This is a genomic window from Enterococcus sp. DIV1411a, from assembly GCF_050531945.1.
In the GTDB taxonomy this organism is placed as follows: domain Bacteria; phylum Bacillota; class Bacilli; order Lactobacillales; family Enterococcaceae; genus Enterococcus_B; species Enterococcus_B faecium.
On record NZ_CP172892.1, the window covers coordinates 1,142,298 to 1,164,997 of the forward strand.

General features: G+C 36.8%; 23 protein-coding genes and 2 pseudogenes. 15 read left to right on the plus strand and 10 right to left on the minus strand.

Going from position 1 to position 22,700, the window contains the following annotated elements; genetic code table 11:
* Positions 1-258: 258 nt before the first annotated feature.
* The gene (locus tag IGJ87_RS05455) at positions 259-1,479 is read right to left on the minus strand and encodes an MFS transporter (protein ID WP_317726775.1); all 1,221 of its coding nucleotides are present in this window, start codon (positions 1,477-1,479) and stop codon (positions 259-261) included.
* A 99-nt stretch (positions 1,480-1,578) separates the two neighbouring features.
* Here IGJ87_RS05455 and IGJ87_RS05460 point away from each other — a divergent pair, with 99 nt between their 5' ends.
* From IGJ87_RS05460 to IGJ87_RS05470, 3 genes are read left to right on the plus strand one after another with little or no spacing between them, the layout of a single operon-like run.
* Positions 1,579-1,998, plus strand: a complete 420-nt coding sequence (locus tag IGJ87_RS05460) for a MarR family winged helix-turn-helix transcriptional regulator (protein ID WP_002319145.1) — start codon at positions 1,579-1,581, stop codon at positions 1,996-1,998.
* A 13-nt stretch (positions 1,999-2,011) separates the two neighbouring features.
* A complete protein-coding gene (locus IGJ87_RS05465) occupies positions 2,012-2,584 on the plus strand; it encodes a YcdB/YcdC domain-containing protein (protein WP_002325739.1) in 573 nt (190 codons plus the stop codon).
* A gap of 15 nt (positions 2,585-2,599) precedes the next feature.
* On the plus strand, positions 2,600-2,815 hold the full coding sequence (locus IGJ87_RS05470) for a hypothetical protein (RefSeq protein ID WP_002319148.1): 216 nt from the start codon (positions 2,600-2,602) through the stop codon (positions 2,813-2,815).
* 123 nt (positions 2,816-2,938) lie between these two features.
* Here the strand turns inward: IGJ87_RS05470 and IGJ87_RS05475 are convergent, their stop codons facing one another.
* Complete coding sequence (locus IGJ87_RS05475; RefSeq protein ID WP_000997695.1) at positions 2,939-4,117, minus strand: IS256-like element ISEf1 family transposase; 1,179 nt, start codon at positions 4,115-4,117, stop codon at positions 2,939-2,941.
* A 358-nt stretch (positions 4,118-4,475) separates the two neighbouring features.
* On the opposite strand from IGJ87_RS05475, the gene clpB reads away from it, so the two are divergent.
* Positions 4,476-7,085, plus strand: coding sequence for an ATP-dependent chaperone ClpB (gene clpB / locus IGJ87_RS05480; protein ID WP_002319149.1), 2,610 nt, complete (start codon positions 4,476-4,478; stop codon positions 7,083-7,085).
* Positions 7,086-7,231: 146 nt separating this feature from the next.
* Here clpB and IGJ87_RS05485 read toward each other — a convergent pair whose 3' ends face one another.
* From IGJ87_RS05485 to IGJ87_RS05495, 3 genes are read right to left on the minus strand one after another with little or no spacing between them, the layout of a single operon-like run.
* Positions 7,232-7,918: a hypothetical protein gene (locus IGJ87_RS05485; protein WP_002376436.1), complete on the minus strand. Its 687-nt coding sequence runs from the start codon at positions 7,916-7,918 to the stop codon at positions 7,232-7,234.
* Complete coding sequence (locus tag IGJ87_RS05490) at positions 7,896-8,390, minus strand: nucleoside 2-deoxyribosyltransferase (RefSeq protein WP_002319151.1); 495 nt, start codon at positions 8,388-8,390, stop codon at positions 7,896-7,898. Before IGJ87_RS05490 ends, IGJ87_RS05485 begins: the two co-directional genes overlap by 23 nt.
* Before the next feature lie 19 nt (positions 8,391-8,409).
* Complete coding sequence (locus IGJ87_RS05495; protein WP_002319152.1) at positions 8,410-9,630, minus strand: GNAT family N-acetyltransferase; 1,221 nt, start codon at positions 9,628-9,630, stop codon at positions 8,410-8,412.
* A 146-nt stretch (positions 9,631-9,776) separates the two neighbouring features.
* Here IGJ87_RS05495 and lepA point away from each other — a divergent pair, with 146 nt between their 5' ends.
* The 4 genes from lepA to IGJ87_RS05515 all read left to right on the plus strand — a co-directional run bounded on the left by lepA (position 9,777) and on the right by IGJ87_RS05515 (position 15,425).
* Positions 9,777-11,612: a translation elongation factor 4 gene (lepA, locus tag IGJ87_RS05500; RefSeq protein ID WP_002319153.1), complete on the plus strand. Its 1,836-nt coding sequence runs from the start codon at positions 9,777-9,779 to the stop codon at positions 11,610-11,612.
* A 970-nt stretch (positions 11,613-12,582) separates the two neighbouring features.
* Entirely contained in the window at positions 12,583-13,761 is a 1,179-nt protein-coding gene (locus IGJ87_RS05505) for an IS256-like element ISEf1 family transposase (RefSeq protein ID WP_139896849.1), read from the plus strand.
* 76 nt (positions 13,762-13,837) lie between these two features.
* Positions 13,838-14,716, plus strand: a complete 879-nt coding sequence (locus IGJ87_RS05510) for an MFS transporter (protein ID WP_229059958.1) — start codon at positions 13,838-13,840, stop codon at positions 14,714-14,716.
* A complete protein-coding gene (locus IGJ87_RS05515) occupies positions 14,697-15,425 on the plus strand; it encodes an ROK family protein (RefSeq protein WP_104832566.1) in 729 nt (242 codons plus the stop codon). The genes IGJ87_RS05510 and IGJ87_RS05515 overlap by 20 nt, the downstream gene beginning before the upstream one ends.
* 285 nt (positions 15,426-15,710) lie before the next feature.
* Here the strand turns inward: IGJ87_RS05515 and IGJ87_RS05520 are convergent, their stop codons facing one another.
* From IGJ87_RS05520 to IGJ87_RS05540, 5 genes and pseudogenes are all read right to left on the minus strand, one after another.
* Entirely contained in the window at positions 15,711-15,971 is a 261-nt protein-coding gene (locus IGJ87_RS05520; RefSeq protein ID WP_002322258.1) for a hypothetical protein, read from the minus strand.
* Between the two features lie 136 nt (positions 15,972-16,107).
* Positions 16,108-16,521: an Hsp20/alpha crystallin family protein gene (locus IGJ87_RS05525; protein WP_002299276.1), complete on the minus strand. Its 414-nt coding sequence runs from the start codon at positions 16,519-16,521 to the stop codon at positions 16,108-16,110.
* Between the two features lie 248 nt (positions 16,522-16,769).
* Positions 16,770-17,806, minus strand: a pseudogene (locus tag IGJ87_RS05530) (IS630 family transposase).
* Between the two features lie 306 nt (positions 17,807-18,112).
* A pseudogene (locus IGJ87_RS05535) lies at positions 18,113-18,597 on the minus strand (hypothetical protein).
* Positions 18,598-18,735: 138 nt separating this feature from the next.
* A complete protein-coding gene (locus IGJ87_RS05540; protein WP_002289418.1) occupies positions 18,736-18,951 on the minus strand; it encodes a DUF378 domain-containing protein in 216 nt (71 codons plus the stop codon).
* Positions 18,952-19,173: 222 nt separating this feature from the next.
* Here IGJ87_RS05540 and IGJ87_RS05545 point away from each other — a divergent pair, with 222 nt between their 5' ends.
* The 7 genes from IGJ87_RS05545 (at position 19,174) to srlA (ending at position 22,686) form a co-directional block, all read left to right on the plus strand.
* Positions 19,174-19,974, plus strand: a complete 801-nt coding sequence (locus IGJ87_RS05545) for an SDR family oxidoreductase (protein WP_430610031.1) — start codon at positions 19,174-19,176, stop codon at positions 19,972-19,974.
* Between the two features lie 18 nt (positions 19,975-19,992).
* Positions 19,993-20,598 carry an HTH domain-containing protein gene (locus IGJ87_RS05550; protein ID WP_002333577.1) on the plus strand — a complete coding sequence of 202 codons (606 nt, stop codon included), beginning with the start codon at positions 19,993-19,995 and terminating at the stop codon, positions 20,596-20,598.
* 2 nt (positions 20,599-20,600) lie between these two features.
* A complete protein-coding gene (locus IGJ87_RS05555) occupies positions 20,601-20,948 on the plus strand; it encodes a PRD domain-containing protein (protein WP_002333576.1) in 348 nt (115 codons plus the stop codon).
* Between the two features lie 35 nt (positions 20,949-20,983).
* On the plus strand, positions 20,984-21,205 hold the full coding sequence (locus IGJ87_RS05560) for a hypothetical protein (RefSeq protein WP_002319294.1): 222 nt from the start codon (positions 20,984-20,986) through the stop codon (positions 21,203-21,205).
* A 104-nt stretch (positions 21,206-21,309) separates the two neighbouring features.
* Positions 21,310-21,660 (plus strand): regulator, encoded by a 351-nt coding sequence (locus tag IGJ87_RS05565; protein ID WP_317726878.1) that lies wholly within the window; start codon positions 21,310-21,312, stop codon positions 21,658-21,660.
* The gene (locus tag IGJ87_RS05570; protein ID WP_002299268.1) at positions 21,653-22,144 is read left to right on the plus strand and encodes a transcriptional regulator GutM; all 492 of its coding nucleotides are present in this window, start codon (positions 21,653-21,655) and stop codon (positions 22,142-22,144) included. The genes IGJ87_RS05565 and IGJ87_RS05570 overlap by 8 nt, the downstream gene beginning before the upstream one ends.
* Complete coding sequence (gene srlA / locus IGJ87_RS05575; RefSeq protein ID WP_002319296.1) at positions 22,132-22,686, plus strand: PTS glucitol/sorbitol transporter subunit IIC; 555 nt, start codon at positions 22,132-22,134, stop codon at positions 22,684-22,686. Before IGJ87_RS05570 ends, srlA begins: the two co-directional genes overlap by 13 nt.
* Positions 22,687-22,700 lie beyond the last annotated feature (14 nt).

Sequence of the window (22,700 nt, forward strand, 5' to 3'; positions counted from 1 at the left end):
TTTATAAGATCTACCCTTTTTTAATAAAAGAAAAACATTAGGAAGCTATGTCACTTGAACATGTAAAACATTTTTTCTTGAAGCAACTCTACCAATGCATTTATTCTTGACTGTCTTTTTTTAAAAGAACCATTAAGGTGCTTAATAGAACAACAAATAAAGCAGAAAAAAATACTCCCTGATAACCATCAATTGAAAAAGTACTTTTACCAAACAATTGGAATACGATACCAAAAAAAGTGATCATGAAGCTTTGACCTAGATTTCTGCAAAGGGTGATGAAACCAGATACCGTACTGATTTTTTTTCTGTAGCTAAAGCTTGTGCAGACAAGACACTTGTAGTAACCGTTGTGCCAGCACCAAATCCTGAAAAAGAGGCTAAGATAAGGAAAACGAAATAAGGAGTCATTTGCGGTAGAAATCCTAAAATAAGAAAAACTAAACCATTCACCCCCATACAAAAGGTTAATAAACGTTTCGTTCCAAAATGTTTTCCTAATGGCACAGCAATCATCGATCCAGTAATAAAAAAGATAGAGGAAGGTATAAGCGCTAAACCACCAGGGCTAGGTGATAAAGAAAGTTGCGTCTGCATCCATAACGGAAGATATACCTGAAACCCCATCATTGCTCCATTCATGAGAAAAGTAACGAGGTTGAACAAAAGAAAGTCAGATGATCTCAATGTTTCGACAGGTAAGACTGGTTCCTTTACTTTATTTTCATAGGAAAGCAAAATGAAAGAAACAAGGATGCCAAAAAGGAAGACGCCACCACCAAGTATAAAATGATCTGGTATTATCTGGATACCAACTAGTAAAAGAAATAAAACTGTAATCAGAAAGAGATATTGTCCCAGTTCTTGATAAGAAAAAGAGACAGACGGACGTTTTTCTTCATCATAGAATAAAAGTAAGATCAAAATCGTTATTAAGCCAACAGGAATGTTTATAAAAAACACCCAGTGCCAACTAAAGTTTTCGACCAATAGCCCACCTAAAAGAGGAGCAGCTAACGAAGCAATCCCCCATGCTGAATTATTCAATCCCATTATTCTTCCACGAGATTCATAATCAAATAAATTACCAATCAGAGAGAAAGTAATGGGCACGATTCCTCCCGCACCTATTCCTTGAACCATCCTAAAAAATACCAGAATAAAAAATGATTGGGAAATACCGCAAAGAAAAGTACCTGTCATAAACAAGAGCAATCCAATTATAAAAATCGGTTTCTTTCCATACTGATCCGCCAGACGGCTGAATACAGGTGTTGACAATGCACTGGAAAATAAGTAACTAGAAAACAGTAAGGCAATCGGAATTTCACGACCAAAACTATTAGCAATAGCATTAGCAGCTGTGATGACGATCGTGGTTTCGAATGCAGTCATAAATGTAGCAAGATAGATTGCTATTAATATCCATCTTTTTTTGTTTGACTCATCTTTTTTCCTCCTAAAAATCTTTTTGAGCATCCTACAAATTGACAAGTTCAATTATTTGTTTTAGAATATGCTTGCGCACGCAATTATATGCCTTGCGAGAATAGTTTGTCAACTAAAAGGAGGAGAAGAATGGAAAACAAAGGCGAAAGCAATTTGAAGTGGTTAGCCAAATTGACCCGAACTTATCAAAAAGAATTAGACCAAGCACTAGCTCCGCTCAAATTAAATTCAACGAATTATTACTTTATTGTGAAAATCCATGATTATCACCAATTGAAACAAGAAGAATTAATCAAATTGACCGGATTGGATGGAAGCAATGTCACCAGAACAATACAGAAGTTGACGAAGATGGGGTTAGTGACAAAAGAAAAAAGTACACAAGATCGCAGAAGTTTTCTTTTAGAATTAACAAAAAAAGGACAAGAACTTCACGCTCAAGTAGTAGAATCTGTAGAAAATGCTCAGAAGAAATTTCTATCAAAATTGACAGCTGATGAGCAAGGAACATTTGAGTATCTGTTAGGAAAATTGGCACAAGAAGAATAGAAGGGCGATCCTCATGAAAAACACATCAAACGTACTAAAGGGACTAGAAGAAATTCCCACTAATTATGAATTAGTCAATGAATTAATAGAACAAAGAAACAAAAAGAAAGTCATCATCATCCGTTATCAAAACCAAGGAATCTATCTTTATAATGGACCAAGAATCATTGAAGTCATGGAAGATAATCATTTAGTCAGTTTTAAGAATCTGTCCGAAACACCCGAAGGAAAATTGTTATCAATCGAACAGGCCAAATCTTTAGCTGAAAAGATATTTCATAAGCTCGTTCCAACTTATGCGAAAGGGTTGACATTTATGCGCATAGAACAGCAAAAACGTAGCTTTATGGACGAAAACAGCGTTGAACAAACATTTCCTGTTCAATGGATCAAATTTGCTCATCGAAATGGAAGCTACAACTGGGTCACACTAGGAGCCAAAGGAAAGCTCATTGAGATGGAAATCGACTCAAGATGGGATTATTTTCACGGACGCCGACAAACGGAAATGTGGGACAATGACGATTGGGTATTAGCTCGAGAAGGAAAAGGGCCTCAGCTTCCAAGTCCGAATGCATTAGCCTAACAAGGAGGGACAGAAATGAACACGAACGAACTATATGATGAATTTGATCTTGAACTTTTAGGAAATCTCAGAAATCGGCTGCAGAGACTAGAAGACACAGACTATATGACTGCCTACTATAAAGGATATAGTGCGAGTGGGATGACACTTGACGAAATAAAAGAAGAAATAGACGAATTGTCTCACGCAATTCGAGAATTAGAAGATCGTATGGAAGAAACACAGTGGTAAAAAAATAGTTATGAAAAGCAAATATTTAACATAAATAATCAATGAAAAAAGATCCAAACAGCTGAAATGTTGGGAGCGTCAATAATTTTGTGTAAATAAATTGTCCTCCTGCAAAATAATTAGTTACTCAGTAAACATTGAAACTAATGTATCGGTTACCTGTTGAAAACCTTTATGGCTTCTGTTTAGAAATTTTTGATTGTATGTATCAAAAATGCTGACTAGAAAGCGTTCTAGTGATTCTTCATTTTGAAACTGCTCTTTTCTACGGCTGTATCTTTTAATTTGCTTATTGAAAGACTCGATTAGATTGGTTGAGTAAATGGTTCTACGAATGCTAGGTGGAAAATCATAAAAAGTTAATAAGTCTTGGTTTTCTATGAGTGACTGCGTCACTTTAGGATAGTTTTTCTTCCATTTCTCAATCATGCCGGATAAGAAGGTATTCGCTTCTTCTTTTGAGTTAGCTTGATAAACAGCCTTAAAGTCATCACAGATTTCTTTTCGGTCTTTGACACGTACTTTATGAGCGATGTTACGAGATACATGGATACAACAATGCTGATATTTTGCTTTAGGATAAATTTGATGGATAGTATCTTTCATGCCTTTTAAGCCGTCCGTAATAAAAAGCAAGACTTCTTGAACTCCTCTGGAGTTAATATCCTGTAGCAGCTCATTCCAAACGTATGTTGATTCAGTTGGAGCAATCGCATAACTCAGTACTTCTTTAGTGCCGTCTTCTCGTATACCAATGGCAATATAAATCGCTTCTTTGGATACGGTTTGACGTTTTAGTGGAATGTAAGTAGCGTCCATAAAAATAGCGACATACTTATCATTTAAGGCTCTGGATTTAAAGGCATTTACTTCTTCAGTCAGAACTTTAGTCATGTTGGACATGGTTTGTGGAGTATAGTGATGACCGTACATTTTTTCGATCAAATCAGCAATTTCAGACATCGTAACACCTTTTTCGAATAAATGGATAATAGTGGTTTCCAATGTATCGTTTGTTCTTTTGTAGGCTGGTAAAGTTTGTTGTTTAAACTCACCATTACGATCTCTAGGTATTTCCAATGTTAATTCACCATATTCGGTTTTGATTGATCGAAAGTAAGAACCGTTTCTCGAATTACCTGAATTAAAACCAGTGCGATCATATTTTTCGTAATCTAAAAAAGCCGTTAATTCAGTCCGTAGGAGTGTGTTTATCGCTTTTTCTAAGTGCGAACGGAATAATTCATTTAAATCGCCTTTAGTGACTAGAGTTTGCACAATTTCTGTAGTAAAATCATTCATAGGGAAGTCCTCTTTTCTGTGAATTGGTTGTCGTTAACTTTATTCTACAGAAGGGACTTCCTTTTTTGTATGGATTTTTTCATTTACACAAAATATTTTACACTCTCGAAATGTTATTATTTTATTGAAAAAGAACGCTTGCCAAATAGATATAATGGATAAGATAATTTTACGTTTGTTTGGCCCTTTTTTTATATACATACAATCAATTTTGTTTTTTTAAGATTTATATAAGACGAGAAAAAAAGTCAAAAAAATATGTGTATATTTTGACCAAAATTGACTAAAGCGATATAATAGTTTTTGTAAAGATCAAAGAAATAAGTGATCTTACCTTTAATTAGGAGGGTATACCTGTATGAATATTGAGAAAATGACTACGACGCTTCAAGAAGCGATTGCTGAAGCTCAACAGATTGCGGTCACTCGAAAACACCAAGATATCGACATTGCCCATGTATGGAAAATCTTTTTACAACCTAATCATTTTGGTCGAAATTTCTATACGGATGCCGGACTGGATGTCGAATCTTTTGAACATGAAATTGATCGTCTACTGGATGAGTATCCAGTTGTTTCTGGTGGAAACGTCCAATATGGACAAAACCTCAGCCAGAATTTCTTTCGATTATTGAATGAAGCAGACCAAATACGTGAAAGCTTCGGTGACGAGTTTCTTTCAACGGAAGTCGTTATTTTAGCGTTGATGAAATTAAAAAATTATCCGTTAACTGTTTATTTGAATAAAAACGGATTATCTGAAAAAGAATTACGTAAAAACATCGAAGAGATGAGAGGAGGAGAAAGAGTGACCTCACCAAACCAAGAAGAACAATACAAAGCATTAGAAAAATACGGCGTCGATTTAGTAAAGCAAGTCAAAAGCGGAAAAATGGATCCAATCATCGGTCGTGATGAAGAAATCCGTGATGTCATCCGTATTCTTTCACGAAAAACAAAAAATAATCCTGTTCTGATAGGAGAACCCGGTGTAGGGAAAACGGCAATCGTTGAAGGGCTTGCTCAACGTATCGTACGCAAAGATGTGCCTGAAAATTTAAAAGATAAAACGATTTTTTCATTAGATATGGGTGCATTGATCGCTGGAGCAAAATTCCGTGGTGAATTTGAAGAAAGACTAAAAGCAGTCTTGAAAGAAGTCAAAAAAAGTGATGGACGTATCCTCTTGTTCATCGATGAAATCCACAATATCGTAGGGGCAGGAAAAACAGAAGGAAGTATGGATGCCGGAAATCTGTTGAAACCAATGCTTGCTCGCGGTGAATTACATTTGATCGGTGCCACAACTTTAGATGAGTACCGTCAATATATGGAAAAAGACAAAGCGTTGGAACGTCGCTTTCAAAAGGTATTAGTCAAAGAACCAACAGTGGAAGATACGATCAGTATTCTGCGTGGATTAAAAGAACGTTTTGAGATCCACCATGGTGTTAACATCCATGACAACGCATTAGTAGCAGCAGCTACTTTATCTGACCGTTATATTACTGATCGGTTCTTACCGGACAAAGCAATCGATTTGATCGATGAAGCCAGTGCAACGATTCGGGTAGAAATGAACTCTATGCCAACGGAATTAGATCAAGTTACTAGACGTTTGATGCAGTTGGAAATCGAAGAAGCTGCACTGAAAAAAGAATCAGATGATGCAAGTAAAAAACGCTTGAAAAATTTGCAAGAAGAATTAGCTGAACTTCGTGAAGAAGCAAATGCGATGAAGATGCAGTGGGAAACAGAAAAAGAAGAAGTCAATTCTGTTTCAGCAAAACGTGCTGAAATCGATAAAGCAAAACACGAATTAGAAGATGCAGAAAATAACTATGATTTAGAACGCGCTGCTGTATTGCGTCATGGTACGATACCTCAATTAGAAAAAGAATTGAAGGAATTAGAAGCTAAAGCAAAAGACAGCGAGATTAAGATGGTTCAAGAGTCCGTTACCGAAAATGAGATTGCTCAAGTCGTTGGCAGATTAACGGGTATCCCCGTAACGAAACTTGTAGAAGGTGAACGAGAAAAACTGATTAAATTGAATGAAACACTTCATAAACGAGTGATTGGTCAAGATGAAGCAGTTGATGCGGTCAGTGACGCGGTGATTCGTTCACGTGCTGGATTGCAAGACCCAAATCGTCCTCTAGGTTCTTTCCTTTTCCTAGGACCAACTGGTGTCGGAAAAACCGAATTAGCGAAAGCGTTAGCTGAGAACTTGTTTGACTCAGAAGATCATATGGTACGGATCGATATGAGTGAATATATGGAAAAACATGCTGTGTCTCGTCTAGTCGGAGCTCCTCCAGGCTATGTAGGTTACGAAGAAGGTGGTCAATTAACGGAAGCTGTCAGACGAAATCCTTATACAATCGTCTTGTTGGATGAAATCGAAAAAGCGCATCCCGATGTCTTCAATATCTTGTTACAAGTCCTAGATGACGGACGCTTGACTGATTCAAAAGGGCGAGTAGTAGATTTCAAAAATACGGTTCTGATCATGACCAGCAATATCGGTTCACAGTTACTGCTGGAAGGCGTGACTGCTGATGGAACGATTCCAGAAGCAGTGGCTGAACAAGTCAACACGCTATTACGTGGAAACTTCAAACCAGAATTCTTGAACCGAATCGACGACACGATTTTATTTACACCATTGAGCCTAGACAACGTGAAAGGTATCGTTGACAAAATGGTGGCACAATTGGCGCAACGTCTGGAACATCAAGAAATCCTGTTGACGATCAGTGATGAAGCCAAAACGTGGATCGCTGAAAATGCTTATGAACCAGCATATGGTGCAAGACCACTGAAACGATTTATCACTAAGGAAGTAGAAACACCACTAGCTAAAGAAATCGTTGCAGGGCATGTTATGCCTAAATCAAAAGTAACGATTACTTTACTTGATGGACAACTTCATTTCAAAACAGAAGAACTAGAAGAAATCGTCTAATCTTCAAATTGAGACTATGAAAGAAAAAGGGGGTGTGACATAACTAGTGTCACACCCCTTTTTTCCGAATAAATTCCAGAAGTAGCTTCTTCGAAAAATAAGTCGAAATTCCTTGAAGCTGCCCGCTTCTGCCACAATCTCTTTTATTAAATATTTTTTACTTTTTCTAATTTATAACTTTCAAAATAACGCTCATCTTTATTACTTTGAGACCAAGCAAACAATCCCATCAAGGCAGCACCTATCGTATTTGTCAGCAAGTCGCCCATCGTATCCATCAATGCTGCTCGTCCGACAAACAGTGTGCCGTCAGAAGCAGCAAAGCGTTGAAGATTCATGCCTAAGAATTGGTCACATAAGAATTCCCAGAACTCCCAAAACACGCCGCAAAGTCCAGCAAACGCAAAGCCGAATAAGAGGAACAACCAAGGACTGGTTTTTGATATCTCAGCATCTTTCATCAAGTAACCAATCAATCCATAGCCAAGAGCTGTCAGGACCATTGGACTCACAGCGTGTAAAATTTTGTCCCAAAAAGAGATGATACTGATCAAATGCATCCCTGTGCCTAAAAAGACAGAGATGAACAAGAAAAACCAGTAAAACAAAACGATTGCTGCTGGTATTTTAAGTTTGAAAACTTTCAAAATGACTTGTGGCATGAAAATCAATGCAATCCCTAATAAAGATTCCACGATAAATGTGATTCCTTGAGAAGTCGAATATTTTTGTGTGATAAATTCATAAAAATTATAGCAGACAACGAATATGCCAAAAGCAAGTAAAGCTATTTGCACCTTTTTGATTTCTTTAATCACTGAAAGTCCCTCCATCTAAAAATCTTTTTACTTCTGAAAGCAACTCAGTTTCTGAAGAAACCACTTTTCCGTTCAATTTGATCAGACCTATTGTATATAAGTTCAGGTAGTGAAATTGATTTTCAGCTGTTTCTTGTAGTGCAGCGATTTTTTTCGGGTGGGTTCCGCCTTGCTGTCGAGTATCAGTATATAAGCCGATCACTGGGATGCCTTTCGCATAAGCCACACCGATTTCCGATGCTACCCCGGCATCGATCGTCAGCCCATCTAGTAAAGCAATCATTAAATCACTAGCCAACACTTTTTCTGTGTCAGCAAGAGCAATCATTCGACTGTCTGCATAAGCAGTTTTGTCATTGATTGCTTCATTTTCTTGAGGAAGATAGATCGAAAGCTCAGAAGAAAGCTCTCTGATTTCTTTAACTAACTGTTGGTTGTATAACAAATCACTTTTAGCAAACATTGGTGCGGCAAAATAAAGTTTCATCTAAACATCATCCTTCTTATCAAAAATAATCGCTAAAGTAAGCTTCCATGTTTGGAATGATACGCTCTAGTGACTTCAGTGTTTCTTCATCTGTTTCTAACCGTTCGATTCTTGCCAAATAAGAAGCACGTCGATAATTCATCATCAAGCAAGTCAATGTTTGGATATTCAATCGAACAGGGTTTCCTATAGGTTCATTCAAGACACGGACTTTTCCCTGTTCATCCCATGTTAAAGCAAAGACGCCATTATTCCAAGGAGCGACAGGATCTTCAATGATGAAATGAAAAGCATCAGTTGTTCCAACAAACGGAAACCGTTGAAGGAATTCTTTTACATCAACGATCCGAGCCATAAAATATGGTTCGATCTGCTCTTTGATCTGACTATCTTCAATCAAAAATGCTAAAGGCTCATTTTTATAAATATCTCCATGTACCCAGTAGATCATGGAAAAATGTGCGGAAATAAAGTTCCATAAGCCATTTCGAGCTTCTTGATCAAGATAGAACATTTCTTTTACGTGAAATATTTCTTCAGCTACCCAGTAGAATAGAACACCTCTTGGTTCATGGTTGCTATCGTAGTAGACAGCGGCTGTGCGCTCATCTTCATTTTCGAAACGCCAATACTCTTCCCAATGAAAATCACTGCGGAATAAAGCACCATGGTTTTGTTGGGCAAATTTGTCATAAACGGAAAATACGTCTGGATTATCAACTGGTAATCGCTCAACCATACCACTTACTGGGATTTGTTTAGGTAGCTGTGTATCTCTGATTTTAAAGGAAAGTTTATCAGACATGATTTCCCATCCTTTACGCCGATAGTAGGGGATACTGTAAGGATACAAATAAGAGATCCATTGCTTATTCTTGCGCATATTATCCAATGCAACGATAATTAGATCTTGCATCAATCCATGGTTAGCATATTCTGGATAAGTTCCAACTCCAGTCACACCACCCATTTTATAACGTGCACCGTGAATATTGACTTCACAAGGATAGATAGCGATTTGAGAGATCAGTTTATTTTCGTGGAACCATCCGAACACTTTCGATACTTCCAAAATCGGTTTTTTGGAACGGATAAAAGCTCGTTTATTCTCAAACCCGCTTTCCTCGATATCTGCTTCAGTCACTTGGAACACATAGGAAAGCAATTCATTGAATTGATCGATATGTTCTTGAGTGACCGGTTTTAATTCAAGATTTTCTCTAAAATCTTTTTGATCCATTTTTTCATCTCCATTTATTAGCTTGATAACAGTATAGCAAAATTCTACAAAAAAAACTTCTATAGCTGACTAATTAAAAACTCTTTAAATTACTGCTTTTCGTTGGTATAATGGAAAGTGCTGATTATATGAAAAGAGGAGACGCTATGGATATAAAGAAAATGAAAGAACGCCAAGAGCAGATTCGTAATTTTTCGATCATCGCTCATATCGACCATGGGAAATCTACATTGGCCGATCGTATTTTAGAAATGACGCACACTGTGACGTCTCGCGAAATGCAAGATCAGCTGTTAGACTCGATGGATTTGGAACGTGAACGTGGAATCACGATTAAATTAAATGCTGTAGAACTCAATTACACAGCGAAAAATGGAGAAACATATATCTTTCACTTGATTGACACCCCAGGGCACGTCGACTTCACCTATGAAGTCTCTCGAAGCCTTGCTGCCTGTGAGGGTGCCGTTTTAGTGGTCGATGCAGCACAAGGAATCGAAGCCCAAACATTGGCCAATGTTTATTTAGCCTTAGACAATGATTTGGAGATCCTGCCAGTCATCAATAAAATCGACCTACCCGCAGCAGATCCCGAACGTGTCCGTCAAGAAATCGAAGACGTAATCGGAATTGATGCTAGTGAAGCTGTATTAGCTAGTGCCAAATCAGGGATTGGGATTGAAGATATTCTCGAGCAGATCGTGGAATATGTTCCTGCACCAAGTGGAGACTTAGATGCACCGCTAAAAGCTTTGATCTTTGACTCTATTTATGATAGTTACCGCGGTGTTGTTTTAAATGTCCGAATCACGGACGGTATGGTCAAACCCGGAGACAAAATCAAACTGATGAGTAATGGAAAAACATTTGATGTTACAGAGGTCGGGGTCTTCTCGCCAAAAGCAGTTGCTAGAGACTTTTTGATGGTCGGTGATGTCGGTTATATCACAGCAAGTATCAAAACTGTCCAAGATACACGAGTAGGGGATACAGTAACGTTAGCAGACAATCCTGCCGCTGAAGCTTTACCAGGTTACCGAAAAATGAATCCGATGGTTTATTGTGGTCTTTATCCAATTGATACTTCTCGTTACAACGATTTGCGGGAAGCTTTAGAAAAACTGCAATTGAATGATGCTGCTTTACAATTCGAACCAGAAACCTCTCAAGCATTAGGTTTTGGGTTCCGCTGTGGATTCCTCGGACTTCTTCATATGGATGTCGTCCAAGAACGCTTGGAACGGGAATTCGATCTAGAATTGATCACGACTGCACCATCCGTTATTTACCATGTTAATAAAACGGATGGTACGACTGCTACAGTAGATAACCCGGCAGATTTTCCTGAACCTGTAACGATCCAGGATGTAGAAGAACCATTCGTCAAAGCACAGATCATGGTCCCAAATGATTTTGTCGGTGCAGTAATGGAACTTTCTCAACGAAAACGGGGAGAATTCATTACGATGGATTATTTAGATGATTACCGAGTAAATGTCGTCTATAATATTCCGCTTTCTGAAATTGTCTTTGACTTTTTCGACAAATTGAAATCAAGCACGAAAGGCTATGCCTCATTGGATTATGAAATGTCTGGTTATCAAAAAAGCAAGTTAGTGAAGATGGATATCTTGCTGAATGGAGAAAAAGTCGATGCATTAAGCTTTATCGTTCACCGAGACTTTGCCTATGAACGTGGAAAAGCAATCGTTGAAAAACTGAAAAAACTAATCCCACGCCAACAATTTGAGGTGCCAATCCAAGCAGCTATTGGACAAAAAATCGTTGCCCGTTCAGACATCAAAGCCTTGCGTAAAAACGTCTTGGCTAAATGTTATGGTGGAGATGTTTCTCGTAAACGTAAACTCTTAGAGAAACAAAAAGAAGGGAAGAAGCGGATGAAACAAATCGGCTCAGTCGAAGTTCCGCAAGAAGCCTTCATGGCCGTTCTGAAGATGGATGAGGAAGAAAGTAAGAAGTAGCAAGGAATTTAGGAGTTTCTTAGCTTTCAAAATTTGTGAAATTCAAAAATATTCGCCCTATGTTCGCCCAAGTTTTTACTTGGGCGAATTTTTTGCATTTTAAATCAAAGATCTTTTCAGACGTTGGGCGAAAATATCAACAGCTTCATTTTTCATTTTTTTGGTTACATGTGCGTAAGCATCCATAGTAGTAACTAATCTAGAATTACCAACTCGAGCCTGGATTTCTTTTGGGTTTGCCACCGGATTGTTACCGGTGGCTTTTTTTGGTAAAATTCAAGAATTTTTTCTTAAATTCTCCATGATATCTATCGTTTCAGTTTTTATCTTATTTGTCACATGAGAATAGGTGTACATCTAATAATGCTTTGGATACCTTGGAATCAGTGGATGAGTTGGAAACAACTTTGGATTAATCAAAAGAATCCATGTATAAACTGAGTTATGCCGTTTAAGTTAGCGCAGAATCCCTAGCTATTTAAAAAATGGTTTGGCTAAGATCTCTCAAAAAGAGTATTTATTCAAATAACTTTTTAGAAAAATAATTAGGCTAGAAACAAAAGAAGCCAGCTACAAGAGCTGGAAAAGTTAATTTTTTGTATTCAGATAAATTAATATACAAATAAAAAATACTATCGAAAACACTAACCCAACTAAATAATTGGATAAAAAAAGGGGATCAGAATCTGAATCATCCCAAATCTTGATCATGAAATAGATAAATGGGAGGAATGAGACGACCAATAAACAATCTTTTTTACGCCATATTTTCAAACAACTTAGAACAATAATTTTATATGCACAAGTAACCCAGAATAAGATTTTACTAATAAATAATAAAGTTATATCCCCTTTATTTTTTCGAGAGTGTAAAATATTTTGTGTAAATGAAAAAATCCATACAAAAAAGGAAGTCGCTTCTGTAGAATAAAGTTAACGACAACCAATTCACAGAAAAGAGGACTTCCCTATGAATGATTTTACTACAGAAATTGTGCAAACTCTAGTCACTAAAGGCGATTTAAATGAATTATTCCGTTCGCACTTAGAAAAAGCGATAAACACACTCCTACGGACTGAATTAACGGCTTTTTTAGATTACGAAAAATATGATCGCACTGGTTTTAATTCAGGTAATTCGAGAAACGGTTCTTACTTTCGATCAATCAAAACCGAATATGGTGAATTAACATTGGAAATACCTAGAGATCGTAATGGTGAGTTTAAACAACAAACTTTACCAGCCTACAAAAGAACAAACGATACATTGGAAACCACTATTATCCATTTATTCGAAAAAGGTGTTACGATGTCTGAAATTGCTGATTTGATCGAAAAAATGTACGGTCATCACTATACTCCACAAACCATGTCCAACATGACTAAAGTTCTGACTGAAGAAGTAAATGCCTTTAAATCCAGAGCCTTAAATGATAAGTATGTCGCTATTTTTATGGACGCTACTTACATTCCACTAAAACGTCAAACCGTATCCAAAGAAGCGATTTATATTGCCATTGGTATACGAGAAGACGGCACTAAAGAAGTACTGAGTTATGCGATTGCTCCAACTGAATCAACATACGTTTGGAATGAGCTGCTACAGGATATTAACTCCAGAGGAGTTCAAGAAGTCTTGCTTTTTATTACGGACGGCTTAAAAGGCATGAAAGATACTATCCATCAAATTTATCCTAAAGCAAAATATCAGCATTGTTGTATCCATGTATCTCGTAACATCGCTCATAAAGTACGTGTCAAAGACCGAAAAGAAATCTGTGATGACTTTAAGGCTGTTTATCAAGCTAACTCAAAAGAAGAAGCGAATACCTTCTTATCCGGCATGATTGAGAAATGGAAGAAAAACTATCCTAAAGTGACGCAGTCACTCATAGAAAACCAAGACTTATTAACTTTTTATGATTTTCCACCTAGCATTCGTAGAACCATTTACTCAACCAATCTAATCGAGTCTTTCAATAAGCAAATTAAAAGATACAGCCGTAGAAAAGAGCAGTTTCAAAATGAAGAATCACTAGAACACTTTCTAGTCAGCATTTTTGATACATACAATCAAAAATTTCTAAACAGAAGCCATAAAGGTTTTCAACAGGTAACCGATACATTAGTTTCAATGTTTACTGAGTAACTAATTATTTTGCAGGAGGACAATTTATTTACACAAAATTATTGACGCTCCCCAATCAAGTGGTTTGTTTGTAGTAATGTTCGTTCTTCTACAAAATGTATCTACAGGTTTAGATATATATTTTGAGAGTTCGATAATGAGTTGGATAACGGCTGAGAAAAAAGATTTCGGAAAATACAGGATGTTTGGTTCACTGGGGTATGCAACTAGTGGATTTTGGATTTCCCTATTTTTAGTGTTACTACGAAACGTATCTTATATGCTCCTGTTAGCTTGTGCAATAAATCTCGTCTTATTGTTTTCGAATATAACTAAACCAATTCCAAATACAATCGAGAAAATTACAATTGAAAAAATCCAAGGCAAAAAGGTACCGAGAATCTATTATTTATTTTTTGCATTTTGTACCTTAATAATTACACTACCAAATTCATTTGGCTATATACTAAATAGTCACTTGAGAAATGAATATGATCTTGATCTGAATAAAGCTACTTTTTACGCAAGTATTGCAGTATTCATCGGTTCCTGTATATCAGAAATGTTTGGATTTTTTGCTGTCGATTCTGTGATTCGAAGATTTTCACCGTTAAAGGTGGTTTTTATAGGCTTTATTTTTTCGGGTCTTAGGTGGTTCTTTGCGCTTGTAAGTACTTCTGAAGAAATGTTTATTTCGACATATCTCCTCCATGGAATCAGTTTTGCTTTCATTTTTATAGGTAGCATACATTTTATTGCTAGTGTATCAGATACTATTGAAATGGGGGAGTTATCAATGAGATTTTCTTTTTTTGCAAATATCATGGGAATCATTTTAGCACAGCTATATTCAATTATGTTGCCATATATTGGTACTCAAGGGATAATTTGGGTATTTTTATTTGTCTGCATTGCTAGCTTCCCTATGGTTATTTTGATTTTAAGGAGACAACACAATGAAATACTTAGCAATTGATATAGGTGGTACCAATTTGAAGTACGGGTACGTATCTCAAGATGGCCATCTGTTACAACATTGGACTATCCCTGTACCAACGAATTATAATGATTTGCTTCAGAAGATAACAGCAATATATCTTTCCTCTGAGAATATCCTTGGGGTAGGGATAAGTTCACCTGGTATATATGATATGAAAAGCAATAGAATTACTGGATCTTCAGCTTTGAAATATTTAATCGGGAGACCACTAAAAGCGGACATATCTTGGGCATTAAATACTACAGTTGCTATCGAAAATGATGGAAACTGCGCTCTGCTAGGGGAGTATTGGCAAGGGAATTGTCAATATTCACGTTCATCTGCAATCTATGTGATTGGTTCTACAGTTGGAGGGAGTATTCAAATTAGTGGTGAGATTCTTCGTGGTGCGAATAATAATGCTGGCGAACTAGGTTATAGTTTGGTAGATAATCTGCCTACAACAGATAAGTATAGTTCGTTGGGAGGAAAGATTGGATTTAATGCATTATTGAAAAAAATCAATCAACAAGGATATAAATTTGAAAATGGAAAAGACTTATTTTTAAAATCTCAAACTGATAGAAAATTAGAAAAGCTGATAATTGATGAATTAAAGTATCTAGCTTCATCACTTATAACCTTGCAATACGTCATTGATCCTGAGGTAATATTGATTGGCGGAGGAGTAAGTCAGAATACCTAAATAAATAAGCGGGAAAAAGGGAAGGAATAGTAGAACATCGATCCAGCACCATTTTTTTCTTCTTTTGAAATAACATAAAACAATAAACATGAACGTGCAGGGAAGTAAAAACAAAGCTTTACTCATAACTAACAAAATACCAGCTCCTTTTATTTTTTTCTCCCCCACATTCAAAGAGTAACAATGGTATGTACTTAATAATAGAAAAATGGATCAACTTGTATGAATATCAGCTGAAAAGATCTGCACCAAATAAAAAACTTCCAGCCAAAACTGACTGGAAGTTTATTTTTTTCTGAAATATTCTAACACAAATATGAAAAAGATGGCCGAAGCTAATAAGCCGATTTCGTAGCAAAACAATGAGATACCAGAGTCGTAATAATAAAATCCTCTAATCTTATGGATAAAATAGATCATCGGACAAGCAGATAAGAGTAAGTATTTATTAGGCCTTTTGAATAAGTAAAAGAAAGCACTGGTCATTATGATAAATGGTATCCAAAACAAAAGTTTACTTAAGACAATCAAATGATCAACTCCCATATTTTTTACCAAGAGAGATCATAACATCTTTATCGTAAAAACAAAATATTTTTTTGCTCATTTTGAAAATTTAAACATACTCGTTCTTATCCAAATATATAAAAATCGCCCCTCATCCATCGAGAGGCGATAAGTTCTAATTTAACTCAATTTTTTTTGTTTCTTTTGGCTGATGAGCTGTTTTAGGTAATACTAATTTCAGCACACCGTTTTTAAAGGTTCCAGTGATTTTTTCTTCATCAACATTAGGAAGATAGAATGAACGTTTGTAAGAGACCGAATGTCTTTCTTTCCGTACATAGTTGCCATCTTCTTTATCTTCTGTATGGGACTCATGATTGGCGGAGATCGTCAAAGTATTATCTGAATATTCAACTGTCGTGTCTTCTTTGTCACAGCCAGGCATATCAGCAGTTAGTTTGTATTCTTTTTCATTTTCGACTAAATCCACTTTTGGATAACTTGAAACACCTAAAAAATCATTGAATGCTGGACTAAACACGTCATTGAAATCAGGGAACATGTCGCGAATGCTAGGTACATTTGCCATTTTTGATCATCCTTTCAATAAGTATTTTTTATTTATCCCTATTTACGTAATAACTCTATTTTGAAAAAAATGCAAGTATAATGGTTAGCTTTGTGAATATTTCATCTAATACGATACAAAGGCTATCTTTCTAATTTGAAAAAGGGATCATTAAAATAATAAGAAGAAAATATGTCAAAAGGTAAAAAAAGTAAATTCTTCTATCCAAATATAGAAAAATTGAATCTATATAGGTTGAATTAAATACTTTACATCCGCACGCACAGTCGGTCAATCACCTCAAGGGGACGCTCGTTTACATCGGCTAAGAAACCGCGGACCGACTGTTTGATTTTCTGGACGTGGTCAAAAAAAAACATTGTTGATGACCGATTCCTTGAGCCACTTCCAAACGCCTTCCATTAGGTTCAACTGAGGGCTGTAGGGAGGAAGATGAGTGCCAGGCGCCTAGCGTTTTCTTCAAGAAAAGACTGGATCAGCTTGGCGTGGTGGATAAGGGCATTATCCAATACCATCACGATTTTTCCGGTGGGGTATTCCCGCAATGTCCGCTCCAGAAAACGGAGGAAGGCCGCTGCGTCGTATGCCCCTTCTTCTGTACAAATGATCCGACCGGTTTCATAATCCAAGGTGCCTATCAATTTTACCCCTTTGTGTTGTCCATAAGTGGGGATTTTTCGCTGGTGGCCGCGGAGAAACCAGGTGCAGCCAATGGCTTGGTAATCCCGGATCATGGTTTCGTCCTCGAATAGGAGGTGGTCAATATCGCTATTCAGCAATTTTTTTTTAGGCTCGGGAAGGTTTTTTCCAAAAATACCTGTTGTTTCTTGGAATCCGCTTTTTTGAGGGTATACGTCGGACGGGTCCAGCTTAGTCCTAGCCGGTGAAGGAGGTCCGCCACGCCTTTTTGCGTATATCCATAACTCCATTCCCGGAGAATCAGGTCACACACAATCGCCAATGTCCAATTGGCACGGGATTTGAAACCTACTTCCTCCGGAGTGTGGTAGGCGACGATTTGGACCAGTTCCGCTTCCTGTTCATCTGTCAGCCGTGAAGGTCGTCCGCTTTGTTTTTTGGAGACTAAACCTTGGATTCCATTATGGCAGTAGTTTTTCACATAGTGGCTGACAGTATGCTCGTCGCGGCCGATGGTGTGCCCGGCTTCTTTCCGGGTGTGGCCTTCAAGAACCAACTTGACTGCCAGGAAACGCTCGTACAACCGGCGGTTGTCTGTCGTATTCATCGCTTTTTCCAATTCACGGATTTGGCGTTCTGTTTCCATGTTCCCCACTCCTCAAGTGTTTTCTTTAGTATCCGCCTATAGGAGGAAAAACGAATACAATTTAACTCAATTTATATAGAAAACCGCCCGACAATAAATTTCATTAACTCAGTTGACCGAAAATGAAGTACATACCAAAAATTTATCAAGAGAGCAAGTAGAGAAGTGAGTATATTCATAAGAGAAATAGCTGTAACGAATTATTAGGTTAATGCAAATGCTTATTTATACTCCGTATAACTTTCTCAGAAAAAATGATACCGATAAAGACTTGCTAGTACTGTAAATCCGTATAATATCATCTAATCAAAATGGTGTTCCATTTGCATCTGTCATCGTAATCGATCCTTCGGGTGACACTCGATAAAAACCAACGCTTCCAGATCCCCCTTGGGAACGGATTTGTTTGCTGGAAGCTGTGAACAAATAATCTCGATCAATTTTTTGATAAAAGCTAATAACAATATCGTCACTTTGTAATTCGGAACGGTGGGCAATAAGAAATAGAAGTGCTTTGTCAGAGTTTTCTAATGGAAGAGAAGGTACAGTGCTTTCTTGCATTTCAGATGTTGAAGAAATGCTAGACGACTGAATACTTGATTGGCTATGTTGCGAATCTACATTACCAGTAGAAGTATTAGTAATGGAAGTAGTAGAAGTACTTTTAGTTGAACCAACCTCAGTTGTTGAAATGGCTGCTGAATATTCTTTAACAGAATTCTTTTTTTATATCCACAGGCAGAAAAAAGTATTACAGTTCCCAACAAGCCTGCGTAAATCCCTTTATGCATGATAGCTCCTCCTAAAATAGATTATCTTTATTCAGTATATCACTTAAACAAAGAAAAGCAGATGGTTTAAAATGAAAAAACCTTCCCAATAAAGAGAAGGTTCATGAAGATAATAACTTTTTTAATAATTATAGCTTTCTAATATCTTTCATCAACTTTTCTAGTAATCATTGGGAAAAATTTCAAGCAGTAGATCGCACAAATACCTACGACGATATAAATGATCTTCGCAAAAATAGTTGTTGAACCACCAGCAATCATAGCTACTAAATCAAGTTCGAACAAGCCTACCAACAGCCAGTTCAACCCTCCCACAATCAATAAAGTTAATGCAATAGCATCTAAAGTTTTCATTAGAATTCTCCTTCCTTAAATGATAAAACAATTATATATCAAAAAGAGAAACATTGCTTATATAACGCTCAGGAATTTTAGCAATCTATGCAAAAAGATGAAAATTTTTTTTGCTCTTCCATTAGTACACATTTTTAGCTGAAGCTGTAAATTTCATGTCTTAATTTTTTTTAGTGAGCTTTTATACTGGATTTGTAAGAAAAAAGAAGGAGAGGATCACATATGCCGGATTGGTTGGATATTGCAGGAAAAGTAGTAATTGTAACTGGAGGTTCCTCAGGAATTGGAAGAAGTATCGTCGAAAATTTGTTGAAGCAGAATGCACAAGTAGCGAATTTTGATGTAACTGAATGCCGTATACAGCATGAAAACCTACTATCTTTAAAAGTCGATGTGTCTTCTAAAACGGACATAGAAGAAGGGATATATAAAGTAATGAAACATTTCAAGACGATCGATGGTCTAGTCAATAATGCAGGAATAAATATTCCTTCTCTTCTAATAGATAGAAATCATCCAAAAAGCAAGTATGAATTATCAGAACAGGTTTTTGATAAGATGATCGCTGTCAATCAAAAAAGTGTATATTTGATGAGCCAAGCAGTTGGAAGAATCTTGGTGCAAAAGGGATCAGGAGTGATCGTGAATCTTTCTTCTGAATCAGGATTGGAAGGATCAGAAGGACAGAGCTGTTATGCTGCTACAAAAGCAGCGATGAACAATTTTACTCGTTCTTGGGCAAAAGAGTTAGGAAAGAGGAATGTTCGTGTGGTAGGTGTTGCACCAGGGATACTGGAAGAAACCGGTTTGAGAACACAAGAATATGAAGAAGCTCTTTCTTATACGAGAGGTATAAGCGTCGAACAGCTGAGAAACGGTTACAGTCGAACAAGTACGATCCCTCTGGGAAGGAGTGGTAAGCTGCAAGAAGTGGCGGATCTAGTCTGCTATTATCTTTCAGAAAGATCAAGTTATATCACTGGAGTCACGACTAATATTTCAGGAGGTAAAACAAGAGGATAAAGGATAGGGGGGACGCACGTGACGCTAGTAAACAGATGGTACCAATTATTGAAATTACTAGTCACTCACAAGAAAGTTTCAATCCAGGAAGTGCAAAAAGAAATCAGAACCAGTAATCAAACCATAAAAAAAGATATTGGGGAGTTGAATGAAGAAATTGCCGGTATTGCAAAAATCATCCAAAAAAACAAACATTTTGAACTTGAAATTTATGATTTTGATTTTTTTGATGAGATCATGCAAGGAAAATTGAAAACAGCCAGGGATTTCAATTCGGCATCCAAAAGAATCGCTTATTTACTAAATAGGCTGATCGAAACAGAGGATTTCTTACGTATGGATGATTTGTCTGAAGAAGTCGGTGTCAGCAGAGGAACAGTGGTCAAGGATCTAAAGACATTAAAAGAGATGATCAATGATTTTGATGTAAAGATTACAGGCACACCAAATAAAGGACTAAGAATAATAGGAGATGAGCTAGAATTACGACTACTTTTGTTTTATTTTGTTTCTCCCTACTTTTCAGAGACGAAAACAGAACAGGTTCTAGAAGAAAAACAAGCAATCAAACATTTTCAGAAGAAGACGAATGCTAGTAAACAAGAAATCACCCTACAAGTATAACGATGATAAGAAAAGCTAACTCTGATTTGCGCTTATATTTCGACCCCATGATGATGCGTATTCGACGATTAGATCTCATTGATCTGGATGAGTCCTTCTTATATCAAGAGATGAAACAGCACCTCTCTTTATTGATAAATCGGGTAATTTTTCGTTATCGATTGACTGATTTATTTTATGGTGAGATAGAAAAAAAGTATCCTTTTTCTTACCAAATCGCTAGCGAATGCATACAAGCATTAGAAGCTATCTTGCAACATAAGATCTCTAAAGTAGAGATCAGCTACCTAACGTTGTATTTGGAGTTAGCATTTCGATATCAAAAGAGCATTTTTCCTCTAAAAAAGTAGCCATTGTTCATACGACAGGAAAAGGAACAGCATTAATGATCCAAAGACAAATCAAAAGGATATTGGGGACGGATATACAAATAACACATGTTTCAGAAGAACAATATGAAAAAGTAGATCTAAACAAATATTTCGCTGTTTTTACAACGATTCCGTTAAAAAATGTAAATGAAGAGACACCGGTGATCCATTTGACTAATCTTTTCGATGACTCTTGGTTAAGGGCACAATGGCAAAAAGCAAAAAAAAGCGATTAGTCGGGTTTCATTCTACTGTTTTTTTCTATCAAATATGGAAAGAAAAAAAGACGTATCAAGAATATTTAAACAAATTAGTCGCTCCTTTGATCAGAGGCTATTATGTGGATGAAGAATTTGAAAAAAGGATCTTGAAAAGAGAATCTCAGCAAAACACATTTGTTAACAAAGAATTTGCTTTTCCTCACACAACCAACCAGCTATCTCAACACATTGTTTTATCAGTAGGGCTAATAACTGATCAAGGTTTAGCAGAAACAGGAGGAAATGGAGTTATTTTTTTATTTGCCATACCTGAAGAAATGACGGCTGAAGTTGAAAATGAATTATTTGAGCTATACGATATCCTATTTGAACTCATAAAAATGGGAATAGATGAGTTTATTGAATTAGCACCGACACAGGAATCATTTTTAAAACTAATCAAAAGTAAAGGAGAGAGACTTCATGAATGATATGTATCTATTCATAGTTTTCGCAGCTTCAGCTTATGTGCTGCAAGCAGTTATCAGTTGGAAGCAACTAAAGCATTTCAATCAAACATATAGCGAACTGCGAAGAAAAGGAAAAGTAGCGATTGGTAAACGACCTGGGAAAATCCGTTCAGGCACGATTGTTATGCTAGCTATAGACGATCATGATCAAGTTTTAGAAGTCAGAAAAATGCAAGGGGTTACATCTTTGGCAAAATTTCATTCATTACCTGTCTATGCGGGTGAAGATATCCATTACATCGATCGTTACCATCCCTCAGTTCGAGCGGAAGATCGTTTGACACAAGCAGCTTTAGAAAATGCCAGAGAAGTATACTTACGAATAGAGGCAGGAAATGAAAAAAGTGAACAACCTACATTGCCTTTTATTGCTATGCTCAATAATTTTCGGATATGGAAAAGTACGATCAAAGAAAAAAGGAGTGACAAACGATGGATATCATAACAAAATTTGCTGAGAGATTTATGAGGCTGTTCCAAACAGGTGCAGAAACATTCATAAGCTGGATGACAGGAATCGTACCAGTTGTCTTGATGCTGATGGTTGCAATGAATACGCTGATTGCTTTTTTAGGTGAAGACCGAGTAACGAAAGTAGCCAAATTATCAGCGAAAAATCCGCTTACTCGTTACCTTGTGTTACCGTTCTTATCTGCTTTTATGTTGGGAAATCCTATGTCATTTACAATGGCTCGTTTCCTTCCAGAATACTACAAACCAAGCTATTATGCTGCTCAAGCTCAATTTTGTCATACGAGCAATGGTGTATTCCCCCATATTAATCCTGGAGAATTGTTTGTATGGATTGGGATTGCTCAAGGGATCGAAACCTTAGGGCTAAATTCGATGGAGCTGGCTATCCGATACTTGCTTGTGGGACTGCTGATGAACTTTATTGGTGGTTGGATAACTGATTTTACTACTGGATTTGTATGCAGACAGCAAGGAATCGTTCTTAGCAAAAAAGTAGAGCTTTCAGTTGATTAGAGAAAGGAGTGTTT

What these genes read in the sequence shown, in the direction of transcription:
- IGJ87_RS05455 (WP_317726775.1), bottom strand. Translation starts at nt 1,479, where the DNA reads ATGCTCAAAAAGATTTTTAGGAGGAAAAAAGATGAGTCAAACAAAAAA.
- IGJ87_RS05540 (WP_002289418.1), bottom strand. Translation starts at nt 18,951, where the DNA reads ATGAAAACTTTAGATGCTATTGCATTAACTTTATTGATTGTGGGAGGG.
- srlA (WP_002319296.1), top strand. Translation starts at nt 22,132, where the DNA reads ATGGATATCATAACAAAATTTGCTGAGAGATTTATGAGGCTGTTCCAA.
- IGJ87_RS05525 (WP_002299276.1), bottom strand. Translation starts at nt 16,521, where the DNA reads ATGGCAAATGTACCTAGCATTCGCGACATGTTCCCTGATTTCAATGAC.
- IGJ87_RS05470 (WP_002319148.1), top strand. Translation starts at nt 2,600, where the DNA reads ATGAACACGAACGAACTATATGATGAATTTGATCTTGAACTTTTAGGA.
- lepA (WP_002319153.1), top strand. Translation starts at nt 9,777, where the DNA reads ATGGATATAAAGAAAATGAAAGAACGCCAAGAGCAGATTCGTAATTTT.
- IGJ87_RS05560 (WP_002319294.1), top strand. Translation starts at nt 20,984, where the DNA reads ATGATCCAAAGACAAATCAAAAGGATATTGGGGACGGATATACAAATA.
- IGJ87_RS05460 (WP_002319145.1), top strand. Translation starts at nt 1,579, where the DNA reads ATGGAAAACAAAGGCGAAAGCAATTTGAAGTGGTTAGCCAAATTGACC.
- IGJ87_RS05485 (WP_002376436.1), bottom strand. Translation starts at nt 7,918, where the DNA reads ATGGAGGGACTTTCAGTGATTAAAGAAATCAAAAAGGTGCAAATAGCT.
- IGJ87_RS05475 (WP_000997695.1), bottom strand. Translation starts at nt 4,117, where the DNA reads ATGAATGATTTTACTACAGAAATTGTGCAAACTCTAGTCACTAAAGGC.
- IGJ87_RS05570 (WP_002299268.1), top strand. Translation starts at nt 21,653, where the DNA reads ATGAATGATATGTATCTATTCATAGTTTTCGCAGCTTCAGCTTATGTG.
- IGJ87_RS05520 (WP_002322258.1), bottom strand. Translation starts at nt 15,971, where the DNA reads ATGGGAGTTGATCATTTGATTGTCTTAAGTAAACTTTTGTTTTGGATA.
- IGJ87_RS05495 (WP_002319152.1), bottom strand. Translation starts at nt 9,630, where the DNA reads ATGGATCAAAAAGATTTTAGAGAAAATCTTGAATTAAAACCGGTCACT.
- IGJ87_RS05505 (WP_139896849.1), top strand. Translation starts at nt 12,583, where the DNA reads ATGAATGATTTTACTACAGAAATTGTGCAAACTCTAGTCACTAAAGGC.
- IGJ87_RS05510 (WP_229059958.1), top strand. Translation starts at nt 13,838, where the DNA reads ATGTTCGTTCTTCTACAAAATGTATCTACAGGTTTAGATATATATTTT.
- IGJ87_RS05465 (WP_002325739.1), top strand. Translation starts at nt 2,012, where the DNA reads ATGAAAAACACATCAAACGTACTAAAGGGACTAGAAGAAATTCCCACT.
- clpB (WP_002319149.1), top strand. Translation starts at nt 4,476, where the DNA reads ATGAATATTGAGAAAATGACTACGACGCTTCAAGAAGCGATTGCTGAA.
- IGJ87_RS05545 (WP_430610031.1), top strand. Translation starts at nt 19,174, where the DNA reads ATGCCGGATTGGTTGGATATTGCAGGAAAAGTAGTAATTGTAACTGGA.
- IGJ87_RS05555 (WP_002333576.1), top strand. Translation starts at nt 20,601, where the DNA reads ATGATAAGAAAAGCTAACTCTGATTTGCGCTTATATTTCGACCCCATG.
- IGJ87_RS05490 (WP_002319151.1), bottom strand. Translation starts at nt 8,390, where the DNA reads ATGAAACTTTATTTTGCCGCACCAATGTTTGCTAAAAGTGATTTGTTA.
- IGJ87_RS05515 (WP_104832566.1), top strand. Translation starts at nt 14,697, where the DNA reads ATGAAATACTTAGCAATTGATATAGGTGGTACCAATTTGAAGTACGGG.